Below are 16898 nucleotides of genomic sequence, written 5' to 3'. Positions count from 1 at the left end.
GCAATTAAGGCGTTGGCTCTTTTTGCACATGCCCGGCTAACACTTGCACTAATTTAGCGGTGTTGGTGGTGGTGTGGGCGGAGATAGGCAGAATAAAGGCGGGCTTGGGGCTTAAATCTTTTTCAAAGGCATTCAGAGTATTAGTAAGGGTTTCAGGTTCTAGTAAGTCTATCTTGTTGATCGCCACGCCAAAAGCGCGTTGTTTCAATGTGGGTGAAAACGCGCCCAACTCGTGGCGTAATTTTTCATACTGCTCTTTTAAGTCTAAGCCCACATCTAGCACAAAGAGCAAAAACTGCGTGCGCTCAATATGCTTTAAAAAGGCTAATCCCAAGCCCTTACCCTCACTAGCCCCCTCTATGACCCCCGGGATGTCTGCGATCACAAATTCTTTAAAATCCCCTATACTCACCACCCCCAAATTGGGCACTAAGGTCGTAAAGGCGTAATTGGCGATCTTGGGGCGTGCATTAGAGATCACGCTAATTAAAGTGCTTTTTCCCACATTAGGAAAGCCTACTAAACCCACATCAGCAATGAGCTTCAACTCCAAGCGCACGCATTTTTCCACCCCCTCTAGCCCCTTTTGGGCGTAGGTGGGGCGTTGCTGCACGGCGTTTTTAAAACGCGCATTGCCCATCCCCCCCCTGCCCCCCTGCAAAAGTTTAACAGGCGTGGTGCATTCTATAAAATCCCCTAACAACTCCCCGCTTTGCTGATCGTAAATTTGTGTCCCGGGGGGCACAATGAGAGTAACACTCTCCCCCTTTTTCCCACTACACAGCTTAGGACCCCCGGGAGCACCATTCTTAGCTCTATAATGTTTTTTGCCCCTAAAAGCTCCCAGTGTGTCGGTGTTGTTGCTCACCTGCACAAAGACATCCCCCCCATCTCCTCCATCCCCTCCATCCGGACCGCCCTTAATGACAAATTTCTCGCGCCTAAAGCTCACTGCCCCCGGTCCGCCCTTGCCAGAGGCGATGGTGATTTCTACGCTATCCACAAACATGGTTAAGAAAAGCGTTGCATGGATTTTTCTAAATGAGGCACGGCGTGTAAAAGCTTTTTGGTGTAGGGGTCTTTAGGGTCGCTTAACACACTCTCCACATCGCCGCGTTCTACAATCTCGCCCTGATACATCACCAAAATACGATCGCTGATGTGCTCCACAACACCCAAATCGTGGCTAATAAAGACATAGGTCAAGCCCATTTCTTTTTGCAAATCCAGCAGTAAATTCAACACCTGCGCTTGGATCGAAACATCTAAAGCCGAAACGGGCTCATCACAGATCACCACTTTGGGGTGGATGATGAGCGCGCGTGCGATGCCAATGCGCTGGCGTTGCCCCCCTGAAAATTGGTGGGGATAACGGCTGATCCACTCGCGCTTAAGCCCCACGCTATCCATCATTTCTAGGACTTTTTCACGCCGCTCTTGTCTGGAAAAATTTGTGTTGAGCAAGAGGGGTTCGGCGATGATGTCCCCCACCTGCCACCTGGGGTTCAAGCTAGAATAGGGGTCTTGAAAAATCATTTGCACATGTTTACGGTATTCCTGCCAATCGGTTTTGCTAAATTGGGCTAGACTTTTGCCCTTGAATAAAATCTCCCCTCCGCTAGGGCTCTCAATCCCCATTAAAAGCTTGGCAGTGGTGCTCTTGCCACACCCACTCTCCCCCACCACGCTCAAAATTTCCCCATCATGCACTTTAAAAGTGATGTCTTTCACCGCGTGGATTTGTTTGGCTTCTTTAAACAAACCTTGAGAAATATGGTAGGTTTTTTGTAAATTTTTGGCTTCTAAGATCATCGAATCTCCCTAGGAAATTCTAGGTAGTTGACATTTTCATCCACGGTTTGGAGGCGTTTTTTGCGGTGCTCCTTGCCCGGTTTGGGGATGGCGTTTAGCAGAGCTTGGGTATAGGGGTGGCGCGGGTCATTGAAAAGCTCCTTAGCACTAGCCTTTTCGAGCACATGCCCCTTATACATCACCACCACTGCGTCGGCTAATTGCGCCACCACGCCCAAATCGTGGGTGATAAAGAGGATCGAAGTCCCCTTTGTGGCTTGCAATTCTTGCATGAGCTCTAAAATTTGGGCTTGAATGGTTACATCTAGGGCGGTGGTGGGTTCATCAGCGATCAAGAGTTCAGGGGCGCACACCATCGCCATAGCGATCATCACCCTTTGGCGTTGCCCCCCGCTGAGTTTAAAGGGGTAATCGTGGTAACGCTCTTTGGCGTGCGGGATACCCACCCGTTCTAATTCCGCTAAAGTCCGCTCATAGCGTTCTTTGCGATTCAATTTGGGGTGGTGGATTTTGAGAGCTTCGCTGATTTGAAAGCCGATGGTATAAGAGGGGTTTAAACTGGTCATGGGCTCTTGAAAAATCATGCTGATTTTTTTGCCCCGAATTTCTTGTTGCATTTGTTTTTGGCTCAAACTCAATAAATCCCGTCCGCCAAACTCAATGCTCCCCCCCACAATTTTGCCCGGCTTTTCAATCAGCCCCAAAATGGAAAGCGAGGTGATGCTCTTTCCGCTCCCACTCTCCCCTACGATGCAGAGGGTTTGGGATGTAGCCACTTCAAAACTCACGCCATCCACGGCTTTATTCACCCCCTTATCAGTGAAAAAATGGGTTCTAAGGTCTTTGACTTTCAATAAGGGCAACATGGCAACCCCTTAAGCCGATCGCTTGGGATCGAGCGCGTCCATGATCCCATCGCCCAGTAAGTTAAAGCCCATCACGGTTAAAAAGATCATCGAACCGGGTGGGACAATCATCCATGGATCGCTCCTCAGATATTGCATCGCATCCATCAGCATCGCGCCCCACTCAGGCGTGGGGGGTTGGGCTCCTAGCCCCAAAAAGCTCAAGCCCGCCGCTTCTAGCACCGCTGAGGCAAAGCCCATCGTGGCTTGCACAATGATGGGCACGGCGCAATTAGGGAAGATAACCCTAAACATCAAGCGCAAATGCCCCGAGCCATTGACCTTGGAGGCGATGACATATTCTTTTTCTTTTTCAGCTAAGACCGAGGCGCGCACAATGCGGGCAAATCCGGGAATGCCCACGATCCCGATCGCCAACATCGCATTTAAAAGCGAGGGTCCTAAAATAGCGACTACGATGATGATTAATAAAATTGAGGGCAAGGAGAGCATTAAATCCATCAAACGCATGATCACCATGTCGGTTTTACGCCCAAAATAGCCCGCCATCAAGCCCAACAACACCCCAAAGAACACCGCAATCCCCACAGACACAATCCCAATCGTTAGGGAAATGCGCGCCCCATAGAGCAAGCGTGTTAAGACATCACGCCCCAGATCATCTGTGCCCAGTACATGCTTAATACTCCCCCCCTGTGCCCAAATGGGCAAAACCCGCACTTCTTGAGTATTTTGGGCGTAAGGGTCGTGGTGGCTAATTAGAGGGGCTAGCAGGGCGCATAGAATCAAAAAAAACACGATCCACAAACCCACAAGTGCGGCTTTATTTTTCCTAAATTGCGCCCAAAAATCGTTAAATCTCTCCATTAGGACAGCCTTATACGGGGGTTGATAAAGGCATATAAAATATCCGCCAACAAATTTGCCCCAATGAAGATCACCGCCACAATCAAGCTTGCCGATTGGATAATGGGAAAATCGCGTTGGTTGAGCGCATTCACCATCCACTTACCTACCCCCGGCCATGCAAAGGTGGTTTCAGTGAGGATACTCCCCCCTAGCAGTCCAGCCAACATCAAGCCTATAATGGTGGTGACCGGGATTAAGGCATTGCGCAAAGTATGCACGCCAACCACCCTTAGAGGCGAGCACCCCTTAGCTTTGGCGGTGCGGATATAATCTTCTTTGGAGACCTCCAGCATGCTAGCCCGTGTCATGCGTGCGATGATGGCAGTGGGGATGGTCGCTAGGGTGATGCTAGGCAAGATTAGATGCTTGAGCGCATCTAGGAAAGCCTTATAATCGTGGGCTAGTAAGCTATCGATGAGATAAAACCCGGTAGGTCCGTCTAAATAAAATTCATCGCTCAAACGCCCATAAACGGGCAACCAATCTAGCTGGACACTAAAAATAGAGATGAGCATTAAGCCTAGCCAAAAAACGGGCATGCTCACCCCAGCCAAAGCCACCCCCATGCTCGCATAGTCAAATAAACTATAACGCTTGATCGCTGCGATGATGCCCGCACCCAAACCCAAAACAAGGGCAATGAAAAGCGCACTTAGGGAGAGCTCAATGGTGGCGGGGAAGCGTTGTAAAAATTCCTCTAGCACCGGCTCACGCGAAACTAAGGAAGTTCCAAAATCCCCATGCAAGACATGGCTAATGTATAAAAAGTATTGCTCTATCAAAGGCTTGTTCAAGCCCATTTGCTCGCGCAGGGCTTCTATGGACTCTTTATTGGCATGCTCGCCTAAAATGAGCAAAGCTGGATCACCGGGTGCCAAATGCACCATCGCAAAAACGATGATAGAAACCCCCAATAAAGTGGGAATCGCCCACAAAATCCGCTTGAGGATAAAACCTAGCAAACCCCTCCCCTATTTGTCAAAATAAACATTGACAAAGCGGTTCAATTGCACGCCCGTAGCCTTGTATCCCTTAACGCTTGCTAAATGGGGCACGATCACATAGGGGTAGGCCAACAGCACGGCGGGCACATCTTTATGGAAAATCTCTTGGGCTTTATAGTAGAGCTTGGCGCGTTCTTTTTCGTCCGTAATGCGTTTGGCTTTGGTGACCAAATCCGAGTAGCCATCGCTTTTATAAAAGGAGCTGTTGCGGCTAGGGATTTCTGAGGCGGCATGTTTGCTCCACAAGATGTCTAAGAAGTTATCTGGATCGCCCGTGTCTGCTTGCCAACCACTAAAGGCGATGGTGTGTTCGCCTAAAGCCGTTTTTTTAATGTAAGTGCCCCACTCAAAAAATTCGATCTTGACCTTGATCCCAATTTTGCCTAACTGGGCTTGGATAAACTCCGCTCCTTTTTTGTTGTAACGAGAAGAGCTAAATAGCGTGGTTTCAAACCCATTAGGATAGCCTGCCTGCCTTAATAGGGCTTTGGCTTTAGCCGGGTCGTAAGGGTAGGGCTTAATATTTTTGTCATAACCCCACATATCAGGGGGGAGGGGATTGATCGCACGGCTGGCATAGCCTTCATAGACAATTTTAACATATTCATCGACATTAATGCCATAGTTGAGTGCCAAGCGCACAAGGCGGTTATTAAAGGGCTTTTTTTGGTTATTCAAACTAAGCCATGTTACAAAAAGCCCCGGGACTTTTTCCACAACAATGTTATGGGATTTTTCCAATGCTCGGACCTCATTGGGATTAGGTGCATGCACAATATGCACCTCGCCCTTTTGCAAAGCCAAAGTTCGGGATGAAGGATTGGGAATCACCTTTAAAACCACTTGATTCAAGTGTGCCTTAGTCCCCCAATACTCTTGGTTTTTAACCAGCACGATCCGTTCATCTTTAAGCCATAGAGCAAGTTTAAAGGGTCCTGTGCCGATGGGTTTTTTAGAGAGTTGATCTTGACGGCCACTCTTGGCGAGCTCTTGAGCGTAATCCTCGCTTAAAATACTCAAAAAATCCATGCCTAAGTCTGCCAAAAAAGGGGCTTCGGGGTGTTTTAAAGTGAATTTAATGGTGTATTTGTCTGGGGCTTCAATGCTTTTAATGATGTTGGACATGCCCATGCTTTCCCAATAGCCATAGCTTCTAGCCTCTTTGTAGTAGGGCTTTTCATGCCTCATTTGGCGTTTGAAAGAGAAGAGCACATCTTTAGAGGTGAGTTCGACTTTTTTATTCCAATACTTCGTGGTGTGGAAATAGACCCCCTGCCGCAAGTGGAAAGTATAAACAAGACCATCTTTAGAGATTTCCCAACTACTTGCCAGTGCGGGCTCAATCTCGGTGCTCCCATACTTGAATTGCACCAAAGTCTCATAGATATTGGCAGTGGCTGCGTAACTCTCCCCATCAGTTACAAGGGCTGGGTCCATGCTCGAGCCATCTGCCCCCCGCGCATAAACCAAAGTACCCCCCTCTTTAGCACCAAGTGCACCACCGACAACAAGCCAAAAACACAAAAACCACGCTAAAAATTTACCCATCGGTCATCCCTGCTTTGATTTTAATCAAGGCACAGCCCAGCAGAGAATCCCACCAAGGGCTGCCCTATTGACACCCACTCATGATTGTAGTGCGACTACAGATACCCTTTTGCGGTGCTTATCTTTATAGCTAAAATGCACCACGCCATCAATCAAGGCAAAAAGGGTGTGATCTTTACCCATACCTACATTCTTACCCGGATGCACCTGTGTGCCCCTTTGGCGCACGATGATATTACCCGCTCTGACAAACTCTGAGCCAAATTTTTTCACGCCTAAGCGTCTGCCCGCCGAGTCGCGGTTATTCTGTGTGCTCCCTTGACCTTTCTTGTGTGCCATTTATAAATCCTTTATGCTACGATGTTTGTAATCTTAACACGGGTGAAATCACGCCTAAAGCCCCGCTTGGTTTTGCTATCCTTGCGACGGCGTTTTTTAAAGATCACCACTTTTTTACCCCGCCCCTCATTGATGACCTCCGCTTCGACCTTAGCCCCGCTCACTAGGGGTGCACCATAAACTACGCCTCCCTCTTTGCAAACCGCCAAGACTTGATCTAATTCCACATGTGCCTTAGATTCTAAGTTCATTTTATCTAATAACACCACATCGCCCACTTGCACTTTATACTGCTTGCCCCCATTTTTAAACACCGCATACACCATACTGCTCAAATCCTAGTCAAAAATTTCTGCTCATTCTAACACAATTAACTTAAAAATTTGCCTTAGTATCATGGTATAAATCTTGCTTGTTATGAGTATTAATGGCTAAAGGAAGAGCATGCGTATCAGTGATGGGGGTAAATACAACCAAATCCATTATTACCAAAATGCCTTGCAAAACAAGCTCAACACGGCTAACAACAAAATAGCCTCTGGATTAAAAATCCAGTATGGCTACCAAGATAGCAATATTGACAACCAAAACCTCAAATACGGCTTTGAGGAAAACACACTGGATCAAGGCTTGGATGTCGCCCAGAGTGCCCACACCGCCACGCTCAACACCGATAAGGCTTTGGGCGAACTCTCCAGCACGATGGAGCAATTCAAAACCAAATTGATTCAAGCGGCTAGCGATGCGCATTCCACGACCTCCCGCCAAGCCATTGCCCTAGATTTAGCCCACCTCAAAGATCACATGATCAACATCGCCAATACTTCCATTGGGGGGGAATATCTCTTTGGGGGGAGCAAGGTCGATCGCCCGCCCTTTGACAAAGCGGGTAACTATTATGGCAATAATGAAGATCTCAATGCCTTAGTGGGTTCTCATAATCTTGTGCCCTACAATGTAACGGGGCATAATTTATTTTTAGGCAAGGATTTAGACAAACAAAAAAGTATCACCACCAATATAAAGATGTTGAATCAAAGCAAACTACACCCCGATGTGATGGACGCGCTCAACAGCACCGCTAACCCCCAAGAAGTCTTTATCACCCCTGAGGACACCTTGCGTGATTTGATTGGGGATGATGATAATAACCCCCAAAATGATGCCAAAGAGTATTTTTACTTACAGGGGGTGCGCCCGGATGGGAGTGCCTTTAAGGCAAAGTTTGCCCTAGATAAGGCTTATAGCAAAATAGAGGGGGCAACTAAAGTTAGCGATCTCTTACGCCAAATTGGTCGGGAGTATGGCAACACCTCCACAAACAAACTTGTAGATGTTACCTTGAATGCGTGGGGGGAGATTGAGATTAGAGATCTCACTAGCGGCAATGCCACGATTGATTTTCACATGATCTCTAGTGATAAAGATGTGGATAACTTAGACACCTTGCGTTCGAGCAACGCACGGGTTACCACTTATGTCAAAAGCCCCTTTTTGACCGCCCGTAGCCTCTCACAAGTGCAGGGGGTGAATAATCTCTATGATAAGCGGGTTTTAGATGTGCCCAGTGCCTTTATCGCCCAAGATAACACCCCTGCGACTAAAAATACCAAACTCAGCGCGATCTTGGGCGAGGGGGTGGCGTATTTGCAAATTGAGGGCACAGCCCCTAATAACCCCGATGGGAGTATCAATAACACCCCCATACCCCCCTTCCATTTAGACACCAAAACCGCCACCATGCAGGATTTGATGGATGCGATCAAAACGTATTTTGGGGGGAATTTAGATGTGGAGCTTTCCAGCGATGGGCATTTGCGCGTGATCGATCGCAATGTCAAAAATAAAGACCATGATAGCCCCAATCCGCCCTTTGATGGACCGCATGGCTTGAGTTTGACTCTAAAGACTTTGGATAGCAAGGGTGCAGAGATTCAAGCCCTCCCCACTGATTATGCCAGCGAATACCAAAAAACCTATTTCACCAATCGGGGGTCTTTGTTGGTTGGTAATGTCTCTCAGGTTGTGCCCAAAAGCATGGACTATGCCAGCGGGGCGACCACTCTAGCTGCGGTGATGGGGGCTAACATTGGCGAACAAACCTATGTTTTAAAGCTCAAAGATCATAATGGCGTGCCCCTAGAGGCTAAGTTGCACTTGGACAACAAGGGCGCATTTTTGCAATTACCCAATCAAGAGGGAGGTATGCCCTATGAAATCCCCCTTTATAACCGCGACCAAGAAACCCCCACCCTCACTAAGCCCAATGATTTTACTTACCGCCAGTTGATGGATGCGATCAGCATTGCGATGAATTATAGCAACCAAGACAAAAAAGAATACGCCCAAGCCCAAGCAGGCGTGCCCTCCAAAGAGAGCAAGGCGGCATTTCTCTCCATCCTCAAACAATCCAATGATCGTGTGAGCGTGTCTTTGAATGAAAACGGGCAAATAGCGATCCAAGATAACACCCGTTCTAATACGCTCATGCAATTCATGCTCTATGATGAAAAGGCAAACGATTTTTCAGAGCCTAGCCTCAAAAGAGATGTGCCCAGTTTACGCCTCAATGCCAATAATGCCCTCACCATCGACCAGCCCCACATTAATTTTTTCAAACAATTAGATGGGGTGATTGAATCGGTGCAAAAGGGAATTTATCGCCCCGATGCTCTGCCCGGAGCTTATAACGAGGATTTACGCAACTTAGGGATACAAAATAACATCGCCCTTGTGGATCACTTGAGCGATCATGTCGAAAAGGTGATTGCGGCTAATGGGGCGCATAGCCGCAGCTTTGCTAACATCATGCGCCGTAATGAAGTGCTCAAATCCCAAGTGCAAGCCATTCGAGGGGAGACCACCGGCACCGATGTTGCTGAAACTTATAACAAGTTTGCCCAATTGCGCAACAATTACGATGCAGCCCTAGCCTCCTCAAGCAAGATCAACCAAATGAGTCTCACGCACTACCTCTAGGCTTGGGGGGCTATTTTATAATCCCTCCTTTAAAGAGGTAGTGCCAGCTTAAGCCATTGGCAATATTATCTCTCTCTAGGAGTTGCTTGGCGCGTTTGAGGTCTTGGGGATTGCTTTTATGCGGGATTAATTGCCCCTTTTGGATATAAAAAAGTTTGTTGGGTTCATCTTCCCCGCATAAAAAGTCAATCCCCTCTTGCCCTTTAGCCGCTATGACCTCAAAGCCCAAAGCGGGGTCATCTAGGCAAGTATTAGAGGTGTTGGCATTGCTAAACAAGGGCTTACCAAAGCTGGCATAGGTGTAGCCCTTAGGGGCGATTAGCTCCATAATCGTGGGGGCGATGTCAATGTGTGCGCCCACACAGCGGATTTGTTGGGGCTTGAGCGAGGGGGCATAAAGAATCAAAGGCACGCTCTTTTTCCAATAGAGATTATTTTTAGCGTATTCAAAACTGCGATCAAAGTGATCGCCTGTGATGATGAACAGCGCATTGGGGAATTTGGTGCTGGCTTTTTTGATGAAATCCACCAAGATTTTATCATACCAATAGATATGCCCTAAGAAGTTGGCATCAGGCAGGTCTTGGCTTTTGGGGGTGGCTTTGACAAAGGCTTGGATGGATTCTAGGGGCACGCCAAAGGCTTTGAGATTGACATTGCGGCTTGTGTGGTTGCTCAAAGTCATCACCATGCTAAAGGTGGGTTGATCAACTGGGGTTTTTTCTAAGATATAATCAAACAAGATATTATCATGCACGCCCCATTCGCTCTCTAAGGGTTTGGGGTAGATTGTAGGGTTGTTAGCCAACTTGTCTTTAGCAAAGCGCAACAGATAGGTATTAAAGATGAGATCATCAAAGCCCTGTAGTTTGGTGAAACTATCTAAGCGATTCCAAATCCCGCTCCCCCCATAGTAAAAAACATTGTGGAAGCCTAGCCCCTTCATTTGGTTGCCAATGGCGGTGGGCAGGCTAGGGATTTTCACGCCCATATTCACAAAATTAGTGTCATTGATCCCCATTAAACCCGTGATCTGCACATCTAAACTTTTGACCGTGCGTTTGGCATTTTCTAGGAATAAGGGGAAGATAAAGCCATGCTGGTGATCATCTAAGCTTTTAAGCGCACTGACCAAATGAATTGCGTCAAATTTAGGGTCAAAATGCCAGCTTGAGAGCGACTCGGAGACAATGTAAAAAACATGGGTGATGCTGGGTTTTAAAGGGTTGGTGCTTTGCTGTTCTAAAAGTTTGCCTAGATCAAGAGGAGGGGGGGTATCACTGGGGAGATTAAAATACTCTTTTGTGGCTTGTAAAAGGGGTTTGGGGCTAAAATTAGCAAAGGTGATCTTTTGGCTCTTGGCGTGGTTTTTAAAGACCAAGTAGAGATTACGGAATGCCCCGGGGGTGATTTGGCGCAAAAAGACATTTTCAGCTGGCTGGATTGCCAAGTCTAAAGAAATAGCGGTCAGCCCAAAGCGTGCATTGATGGAGATGAGCATGAAGAATGCCAAACAAGCCGCTGTTAGCCCTAAAATGACCTTGAGCGAAAAATCTTTAAAGACCTCATAGAAAATTTGGGCTATTTGAGCCACTCTAAGATACACCCAAAAGCCCAGTAAGCTCAAAACCAGCCAGATTAAAATTTTAGTGCCAATAAAATACTCGCCTCTGATTGCCATGCTTAAAAGCGTGCCCGGGCTTTCATCAAAGACCTCAAGCAAATTGGCATCAAAGACACCGCCATAAATGCTATAAAAAGTCATGTTGGCAATTTGCAAAAACACACACAGGGCAATGACCAAGAGGGCATAGGTATTACAAATTTTGCGCTGGGCTTTGGCTTTGATGGATAAAAGAGCTAAGAGCAAAAAGACAAGCCCAAAAATGGCGACCATGCGGTTATCATAGCGCATACCATTGCCCAAAGTCTGCCAAATTTGAGACGATAGAGAGCTTAGAGCATGCCCATGCAAAGCGAGGGCATCTTTATAAATGCCCGTGTAGCCCAAAAAGCCCAAGCGCAAGCAGATAAAAAAGGCACTAAGAAAGAGGCTAAAAAAAAGCGTGGATAGGAGCAGATGGAAAAACCTCTGCCCCCAAGACACCCTAGAGGGGAAGACTAAGGGCATGGCTACTGGGTGCTAATATTTTTTCTGTGCCTTCAAGTCCGCCACATCTTTAGCATAGGCTTTGATCCGATCTTGGGTGAGCTTGGTGTCCATTTTGGCCATCACATCTTTAAAGATTTGGTTCAACGCCCTTTTTACCGCATCATTAGAGTCGTCCTTGCCCTTGTATAACGAGCTTAAAAGCCCGCCGGTATGTTCAGAACGGCTGGAGCGGATAAAGGGTTCTTTGATGTAAAGTTCGCTCAAATCCACCATGAACGAATCGATTGCCTCGCCGCTGGTGGGCTCGACAAACACCACCTTAATATACCCCATAGATAAAAGCGTGCCTTTGGTAACATCCATGCCCGTAGAGAAAATGAGTCCGGGGCTGGATTTTTTTTGCTCTGTCGTCTTGGGATCGGGTCTTAAAACCACCTCGCCATTCATTTCCAGCACCAAGTAACTATCTTTCTTTTGGGCAAAAGAGAGGTCATTTTTATCGCTCACATCAGAAATGGCGACTTTGTAGCCTTGATTTTCCAGCAAAGATTGGACCTTGAGAGTCAGCTCATCTCTAAACTTGTTGGAATACTCCTTAGCGATGTTGTCGCTGTATTGCAATGCAGGTTTGAGCAAAATAATGGTTTGGTTGGTTTTAGGGGCTGCCATCACACCTGTTTTGTAAGCCAAATTCAAGGGGACATTGTTGGTAACGGTGATACTAGGGCCACAACCCACCAAAATAGCCCCCGCCACAACGCCCAAAAGCCATGATTTCTTCTGCATAAAATTCTCCTTTATTGTGTAATTAACTCAAATACATGGGTTTAAGAGCGTTGGTAAGTGCCGCTCTTGCCCCCCTCTTTATACTCTAGCTGGATAGCCCCAATCACCATGCTTTTATCTAAAGATTTGACCATGTCATAAATGGTTAAAAGCCCCACACTCACACCCGTGAGTGCCTCCATTTCCACGCCAGTTTGCCCATGGTATTTCACGCGCACCTGCACAACAAGGGCGTGTTCTTGGGGCTGTTCTAAAACCTCTACAGCAATATTAGAAAGGTTCAGAGGATGGCACATGGGGATGAGTGTGCTGGTTTGTTTAGCCCCCATGATTGCGGCGATCACAGCGGTTTGAATCACTGGACCTTTTTTAACTTGGTGATCTATAATCGCCTTGTAAGCCTGCGCCCCCATGCTAATCTTGCCACTGGCAAGGGCGATTCGCAAAGTGTCGGGCTTGTGGCTCACATCGACCATATTAGGGTTATTGTGGGTGTCTAGGTGGCTAAGGGGCATGTCATCTCTTGGGGCGGAACACTTGGATATGCTCTGTGTTGCCCTCAATATAGCCCCCCCCGATCAAGTCAATGCAATAGGGGATAGCTGGGAAAACCGCCTCTAAGCATTCTCTAATGCTCTTGGGTTTGCCGGGCAAATTGACAATCAAGCTTGAGCCCCTAATGCCCGCTGTTTGCCTAGATAAAATCGCTGTGGGGACATACTTTAAGCTGGTGGCACGCATTAATTCCCCAAAGCCGGGCAACATTTTAGAACACACCGCCTCAGTCGCCTCTGGGGTTACATCTCTAGGGGCTGGGCCTGTGCCCCCTGTGGTTACAATGAGATCACAACCACACACATCGCTAAGTTCAATCAAGCTCTCTTGAATCAAGTCCTGTTCATCGGCGATCAGGCGGTATTCAAACACCAAAGGATTAATGATATACTCGCTTAAAACCTCTTTAATCGCCCCCCCGCTCACATCCTCATAGACCCCACTACTCGCCCGATCGCTACTGACCACAACCCCGATTTTAATGCTCTCCACCAACCCCCCTTAAGCCAACAGCCCGCTACCCCTCAAAGGGTGGCTTCTCTCTTTAGCATAAACACGCTGGTTATCTAGCAGATCGTATTTCCAAATCGGTGCGTTGTGCTTGAAATCCTCAATAAAATCCACATACAAGGCTAGGGCAGCCTTGCGGTGCTCAGAGATCAAGCCCACCATGTAAGAAGTTTGCAAAATGGGCACATCGCCCCTTGAATGCGCCATTTTTAAGAGCACCTCTTGCAAGAGTGCGCGTTCTTGCCACGCACCAAACCACGCTTGCAACAAGGGTTCATGTATATCAAAACTCAACCCTTGAAAATTTGGGCTTTGGGGGCGCACCACCCCGCTAAACACACATAAAGCCCCCGCCCCTTTTAATCTGCACTCTTGCTCCCAACGCACATAAAGAGCAGAACCATCTAACGCACCCTCAAAAATTTCTAGCATTCAACCTCCACACACGGGGGGCAAAACCATCACCCTATCCCCATCTCTAAGCGGTGTGTGTAAATCCTCTACCAAAACATCATTCACGCTAATCGCACTCATAGCCAGCCACGGGCGCACGCTCTCTTTTTCTTGCAAAATAGCTCTAAGCCCGTGCAAATCGCAGATATCTAAATGCATGCTCTCTTCCTTGATCGGACCTAAAAACTCCACGCAAACCATCGATTCTCCTTAAAAAATTACCTTTAGAATAGCAAAATTTTCCGTGTTTTTAGCTAATAACGCCTTAGAATTTTTTGCGTTGCACATCTTTTAAAATCTCTTCGGATATGCGGTTAATGTCTTGAGAAGCCAATAGAGAATCGCGCGCAATGGCGATATTGCTCTTGGTGTCTTTTTTAAACTCCTCTAAGGATTGGTTGATAAATTCCACCTCTTGGGCTTGGTTTTGGATACTCGCTGAAGTGTCTGAAATGCTTTGCACCAGCACATTAATATTGCTCTCTATCTCGCTCAAAGATTTTTGTGTGCGTTCAGCTAGCTTTCTGACCTCATCAGCCACCACCGCAAAGCCGCGCCCATGTTCGCCCGCCCGGGCCGCTTCAATAGCCGCATTTAAAGCCAGCAAATTAGTTTGATCAGCAATATCTCTAATGATCTCCACGATATTTTTAATGTCTTGCCCTTGTTGGATCACCTCTTGGGTTTTTTGCGCCACCTCTGTAATGCCACTGGTGATTCCAGCGATGCTCACGATGGTTTTATCCAAGCTATTATTTTGGTTGGTCGCAATTTCATTGAGGCGATCCACGCAACCATTTAAGATCACCACCTTGCCATCGAGTTCCTTAGCAAAGCCCGCTGAAGTGTTTAGCATGCGTCTTGTTTCATGCACAAGACCATCTACGACCTTCTCAATATGCCCGCTTGCTCCGGGGATGCCCTGTCTAAAGTCATATTGGCTATAACGCTCAAAAGCATCGTTGATTGTTTTCATGTGCATGCCGATGTTTTTTTGCATATAGAGAATAATATTGTTCAGGTTTTTCTTTAGGGCGATCAAAGAGGGGTTATTAGGCTCTGCATCTACCGTTTGGCTAAAATCCCCTTCCTCCACCCTAGAAGCGACTTGGATACTATTTTCTACAGATTGTTCGTCTTGCAAAATGGTTTTTTGGATTTGTTGGATATTTTGGTTGATATTGGCTTGCATTTTGCCCAAATCATCCTGACTCTTGGCTGGGATCAGCTTGATTTGATCGGCTGAGATTTCATGGCGTAAAATCTTAAAGAAGTTGTCTAAATTTTGGGACACCGCCACAATGCGCTTGGCCATTAAAACATAGAGCAACCAATAGATCACGCCAATCACAACAAACAGACCGATCACGCCTGTAATGCGAATCGTAAGCTTAATAGAGTCAATGTCTCTAAAAACACGCTTTTCGCTCCTCACACCCACGACAGCCCAATGCAAAGGATTATCATCGACTTTTTCAAGCACTTTGAAGGGATAGATCGCGCCATAGGAGAGTTCTTGATTGACGGTCGAATAGATCCGCAAGACTTGTTTTTGCCCATTTTGGATGAAGGGCAAGCCTTGTTGGGCAAAGTCTTTATTGACCCCCTCCCAAGAACGCCCACGCAATTCATGGTGATTACCACCCACGACCAATAAAGTCCCATCTTGGGCGATCAGATTAAAGGATGTATCCCCGACTCCATAAGATTTGAGCACGGAATCAAAGAGATCGATGTTGATAAAAAGGATGATCGCGCCCTTAAAAGTCCCTTGATGATCTCTTAAGGAATAAGCCACATCGATTCCATAGATGACTTGCCCATCATGCATGGTGCGCAAATAGGGCTTACCCAACACAAGTTTAGAGGTGTTTTTACTGGCGACATATAGGGGATTGTGGTAGAGATTAGGCGTGGCGATGGTGCTGATTTGACCTGAATTGCTCTTATCGACACTAAAACTATAGGAGTTGATTGATTCCCCCTCTGTGGCGATGGATAGGGCATAGACAGCCTGTGTATAGCGCAGATATTCACTCAGAAAATGTTCCTCAAAATCCAGATCGGCTCGGGTGTTGTTTTTCAATAAAACGGCTTTGATGATGTGCAAACGCACCAAAGCCCGCTCAATGCTGGATTGCACACCCCAGCTCGCATTGCGCACTTGGGCTTGCAAACGATTGAGGGCTTCTGTCTCTAAAATGCGCTCCGCCTTAGAAGAGACAATATAACTCATCGCCACCACCAAGAGCACCAACACCGATCCAATCGCCAATGCCATTTTTGTCCGCAAACTCATTTGTTTAAACATTGCTAACTCATCAATTGGATTTCCCACCCCTTGCAGTAAATACTATAGCAAATCTTTTCAAAAATTTAAAGACCCCCCTAAGAGCCTAGAGCAAATGCCCCATTTTGTTTTTTTTGGTTTCCAAGTATTCCTTATTATGGCAGTTGCTTTCAACAATAATACTACTGCGTTCAACCCCCACATAAGCCCCAATGGCAGCGATTTTTTGGGGGTTATTGGTCAAAAGCTGGATTTTAGCAATCCCGTAGTGTTTCAAAATATCCCCCACAATGGCATAATCGCGCTCATCATCTTTAAATCCAATCGCCCGGTTAGCCTCGATCGTGTCATAACCTTGATCTTGCAAGGCATAGGCGTTGATCTTGTTAAAAAGCCCAATGCCCCGTCCCTCTTGGCGCAAATAAATCAACATACCCCCCTGCTCGTGCTCCCCAATTTGGCGCATAGCCATCTCCAATTCAGCCCCACAATCGCATTTTTGGGAGCCAAAGACATCTCCGGTCAAACACTCCGAATGCACTCTAACAAGAGGCACTTCTAAAAGTTCTTGTGTGAAAACCACCAAGTGATCCACTGGCGAACCCTCTTTCTTATACTCCCGGAAAGATTGAATCCAAAACATTCCAAACTTTGTGGGGAGTTTGGCGCGATTTGAAACCTTAACCCGACTATCCATATCAAGCCTTTTATATTCGCAAAATGGGGCACTATTC

At 46.9% G+C, this 16898-nt stretch carries 16 protein-coding genes and 1 pseudogene; 1 reads left to right on the top strand and 16 read right to left on the bottom strand.

What is annotated here, in order from left to right:
- Positions 1-4: 4 nt before the first annotated feature.
- The 8 genes from obgE to rplU all read right to left on the bottom strand — a co-directional run bounded on the left by obgE (position 5) and on the right by rplU (position 6804).
- Positions 5-1009: a GTPase ObgE gene (gene obgE / locus C5684_RS05410; RefSeq protein ID WP_013890171.1), complete on the bottom strand. Its 1005-nt coding sequence runs from the start codon at positions 1007-1009 to the stop codon at positions 5-7.
- Positions 1010-1011: 2 nt separating this feature from the next.
- Complete coding sequence (locus C5684_RS05405; RefSeq protein WP_013890170.1) at positions 1012-1812, bottom strand: ABC transporter ATP-binding protein; 801 nt, start codon at positions 1810-1812, stop codon at positions 1012-1014.
- Positions 1809-2678, bottom strand: coding sequence for an ABC transporter ATP-binding protein (locus tag C5684_RS05400; protein ID WP_013890169.1), 870 nt, complete (start codon positions 2676-2678; stop codon positions 1809-1811). Before C5684_RS05400 ends, C5684_RS05405 begins: the two co-directional genes overlap by 4 nt.
- A gap of 9 nt (positions 2679-2687) precedes the next feature.
- Entirely contained in the window at positions 2688-3545 is an 858-nt protein-coding gene (locus C5684_RS05395) for an ABC transporter permease (protein WP_013890168.1), read from the bottom strand.
- Complete coding sequence (locus tag C5684_RS05390; RefSeq protein ID WP_104639648.1) at positions 3545-4549, bottom strand: ABC transporter permease; 1005 nt, start codon at positions 4547-4549, stop codon at positions 3545-3547. Before C5684_RS05390 ends, C5684_RS05395 begins: the two co-directional genes overlap by 1 nt.
- A 9-nt stretch (positions 4550-4558) precedes the next feature.
- The gene (locus C5684_RS05385; RefSeq protein WP_233708666.1) at positions 4559-6139 is read right to left on the bottom strand and encodes an ABC transporter substrate-binding protein; all 1581 of its coding nucleotides are present in this window, start codon (positions 6137-6139) and stop codon (positions 4559-4561) included.
- Positions 6140-6217: 78 nt separating this feature from the next.
- On the bottom strand, positions 6218-6478 hold the full coding sequence (gene rpmA / locus C5684_RS05380; protein WP_006016015.1) for a 50S ribosomal protein L27: 261 nt from the start codon (positions 6476-6478) through the stop codon (positions 6218-6220).
- Positions 6479-6489: 11 nt separating this feature from the next.
- The gene (gene rplU / locus C5684_RS05375) at positions 6490-6804 is read right to left on the bottom strand and encodes a 50S ribosomal protein L21 (protein WP_006016016.1); all 315 of its coding nucleotides are present in this window, start codon (positions 6802-6804) and stop codon (positions 6490-6492) included.
- 118 nt (positions 6805-6922) lie between these two features.
- On the opposite strand from rplU, the gene flgL reads away from it, so the two are divergent.
- Positions 6923-9457: a flagellar hook-associated protein FlgL gene (gene flgL, locus C5684_RS05370; RefSeq protein WP_104639647.1), complete on the top strand. Its 2535-nt coding sequence runs from the start codon at positions 6923-6925 to the stop codon at positions 9455-9457.
- A 10-nt stretch (positions 9458-9467) separates the two neighbouring features.
- Here flgL and C5684_RS05365 read toward each other — a convergent pair whose 3' ends face one another.
- From C5684_RS05365 to ribA, 8 genes and pseudogenes are all read right to left on the bottom strand, one after another.
- Positions 9468-11588, bottom strand: a complete 2121-nt coding sequence (locus tag C5684_RS05365) for an LTA synthase family protein (RefSeq protein WP_104639646.1) — start codon at positions 11586-11588, stop codon at positions 9468-9470.
- Between the two features lie 12 nt (positions 11589-11600).
- The gene (locus C5684_RS05360) at positions 11601-12356 is read right to left on the bottom strand and encodes an HpaA family protein (RefSeq protein ID WP_013890161.1); all 756 of its coding nucleotides are present in this window, start codon (positions 12354-12356) and stop codon (positions 11601-11603) included.
- Between the two features lie 41 nt (positions 12357-12397).
- The gene (gene moaC / locus C5684_RS05355) at positions 12398-12871 is read right to left on the bottom strand and encodes a cyclic pyranopterin monophosphate synthase MoaC (RefSeq protein WP_104639645.1); all 474 of its coding nucleotides are present in this window, start codon (positions 12869-12871) and stop codon (positions 12398-12400) included.
- Position 12872: 1 nt separating this feature from the next.
- Positions 12873-13403 (bottom strand): molybdopterin adenylyltransferase, encoded by a 531-nt coding sequence (mog, locus tag C5684_RS05350; RefSeq protein WP_104639644.1) that lies wholly within the window; start codon positions 13401-13403, stop codon positions 12873-12875.
- A gap of 9 nt (positions 13404-13412) precedes the next feature.
- On the bottom strand, positions 13413-13853 hold the full coding sequence (locus C5684_RS05345) for a molybdenum cofactor biosynthesis protein MoaE (RefSeq protein WP_104638130.1): 441 nt from the start codon (positions 13851-13853) through the stop codon (positions 13413-13415).
- On the bottom strand, positions 13854-14075 hold the full coding sequence (locus C5684_RS05340; protein ID WP_013890156.1) for a MoaD/ThiS family protein: 222 nt from the start codon (positions 14073-14075) through the stop codon (positions 13854-13856).
- 64 nt (positions 14076-14139) lie between these two features.
- Positions 14140-14529 (bottom strand): annotated as a pseudogene (locus C5684_RS09785) (methyl-accepting chemotaxis protein); the annotation flags it as partial.
- A gap of 1741 nt (positions 14530-16270) precedes the next feature.
- Positions 16271-16861: a GTP cyclohydrolase II gene (ribA, locus tag C5684_RS05330; RefSeq protein WP_104639643.1), complete on the bottom strand. Its 591-nt coding sequence runs from the start codon at positions 16859-16861 to the stop codon at positions 16271-16273.
- Between the last annotated feature and the right edge of the window lie 37 nt (positions 16862-16898).

It is taken from the genome of Helicobacter bizzozeronii (assembly GCF_900196775.1).
Lineage (GTDB): Bacteria > Campylobacterota > Campylobacteria > Campylobacterales > Helicobacteraceae > Helicobacter > Helicobacter bizzozeronii.
This window is presented reverse-complemented; position numbering and strand designations above follow the sequence as displayed.

Bases quoted from the DNA above. Each gene is read 5' to 3' on its own strand.
- C5684_RS05345 (WP_104638130.1), bottom strand. From the start codon at position 13,853: ATGCTAGAAATTTTTGAGGGTGCGTTAGATGGTTCTGCTCTTTATGTG.
- flgL (WP_104639647.1), top strand. From the start codon at position 6,923: ATGCGTATCAGTGATGGGGGTAAATACAACCAAATCCATTATTACCAA.
- ribA (WP_104639643.1), bottom strand. From the start codon at position 16,861: ATGGATAGTCGGGTTAAGGTTTCAAATCGCGCCAAACTCCCCACAAAG.
- C5684_RS05360 (WP_013890161.1), bottom strand. From the start codon at position 12,356: ATGCAGAAGAAATCATGGCTTTTGGGCGTTGTGGCGGGGGCTATTTTG.
- C5684_RS05340 (WP_013890156.1), bottom strand. From the start codon at position 14,075: ATGGTTTGCGTGGAGTTTTTAGGTCCGATCAAGGAAGAGAGCATGCAT.
- C5684_RS05395 (WP_013890168.1), bottom strand. From the start codon at position 3,545: ATGGAGAGATTTAACGATTTTTGGGCGCAATTTAGGAAAAATAAAGCC.
- C5684_RS05405 (WP_013890170.1), bottom strand. From the start codon at position 1,812: ATGATCTTAGAAGCCAAAAATTTACAAAAAACCTACCATATTTCTCAA.
- C5684_RS05385 (WP_233708666.1), bottom strand. From the start codon at position 6,139: ATGGGTAAATTTTTAGCGTGGTTTTTGTGTTTTTGGCTTGTTGTCGGT.
- moaC (WP_104639645.1), bottom strand. From the start codon at position 12,871: ATGCCCCTTAGCCACCTAGACACCCACAATAACCCTAATATGGTCGAT.
- rpmA (WP_006016015.1), bottom strand. From the start codon at position 6,478: ATGGCACACAAGAAAGGTCAAGGGAGCACACAGAATAACCGCGACTCG.
- C5684_RS05365 (WP_104639646.1), bottom strand. From the start codon at position 11,588: ATGCCCTTAGTCTTCCCCTCTAGGGTGTCTTGGGGGCAGAGGTTTTTC.
- obgE (WP_013890171.1), bottom strand. From the start codon at position 1,009: ATGTTTGTGGATAGCGTAGAAATCACCATCGCCTCTGGCAAGGGCGGA.
- rplU (WP_006016016.1), bottom strand. From the start codon at position 6,804: ATGGTGTATGCGGTGTTTAAAAATGGGGGCAAGCAGTATAAAGTGCAA.
- C5684_RS05400 (WP_013890169.1), bottom strand. From the start codon at position 2,678: ATGTTGCCCTTATTGAAAGTCAAAGACCTTAGAACCCATTTTTTCACT.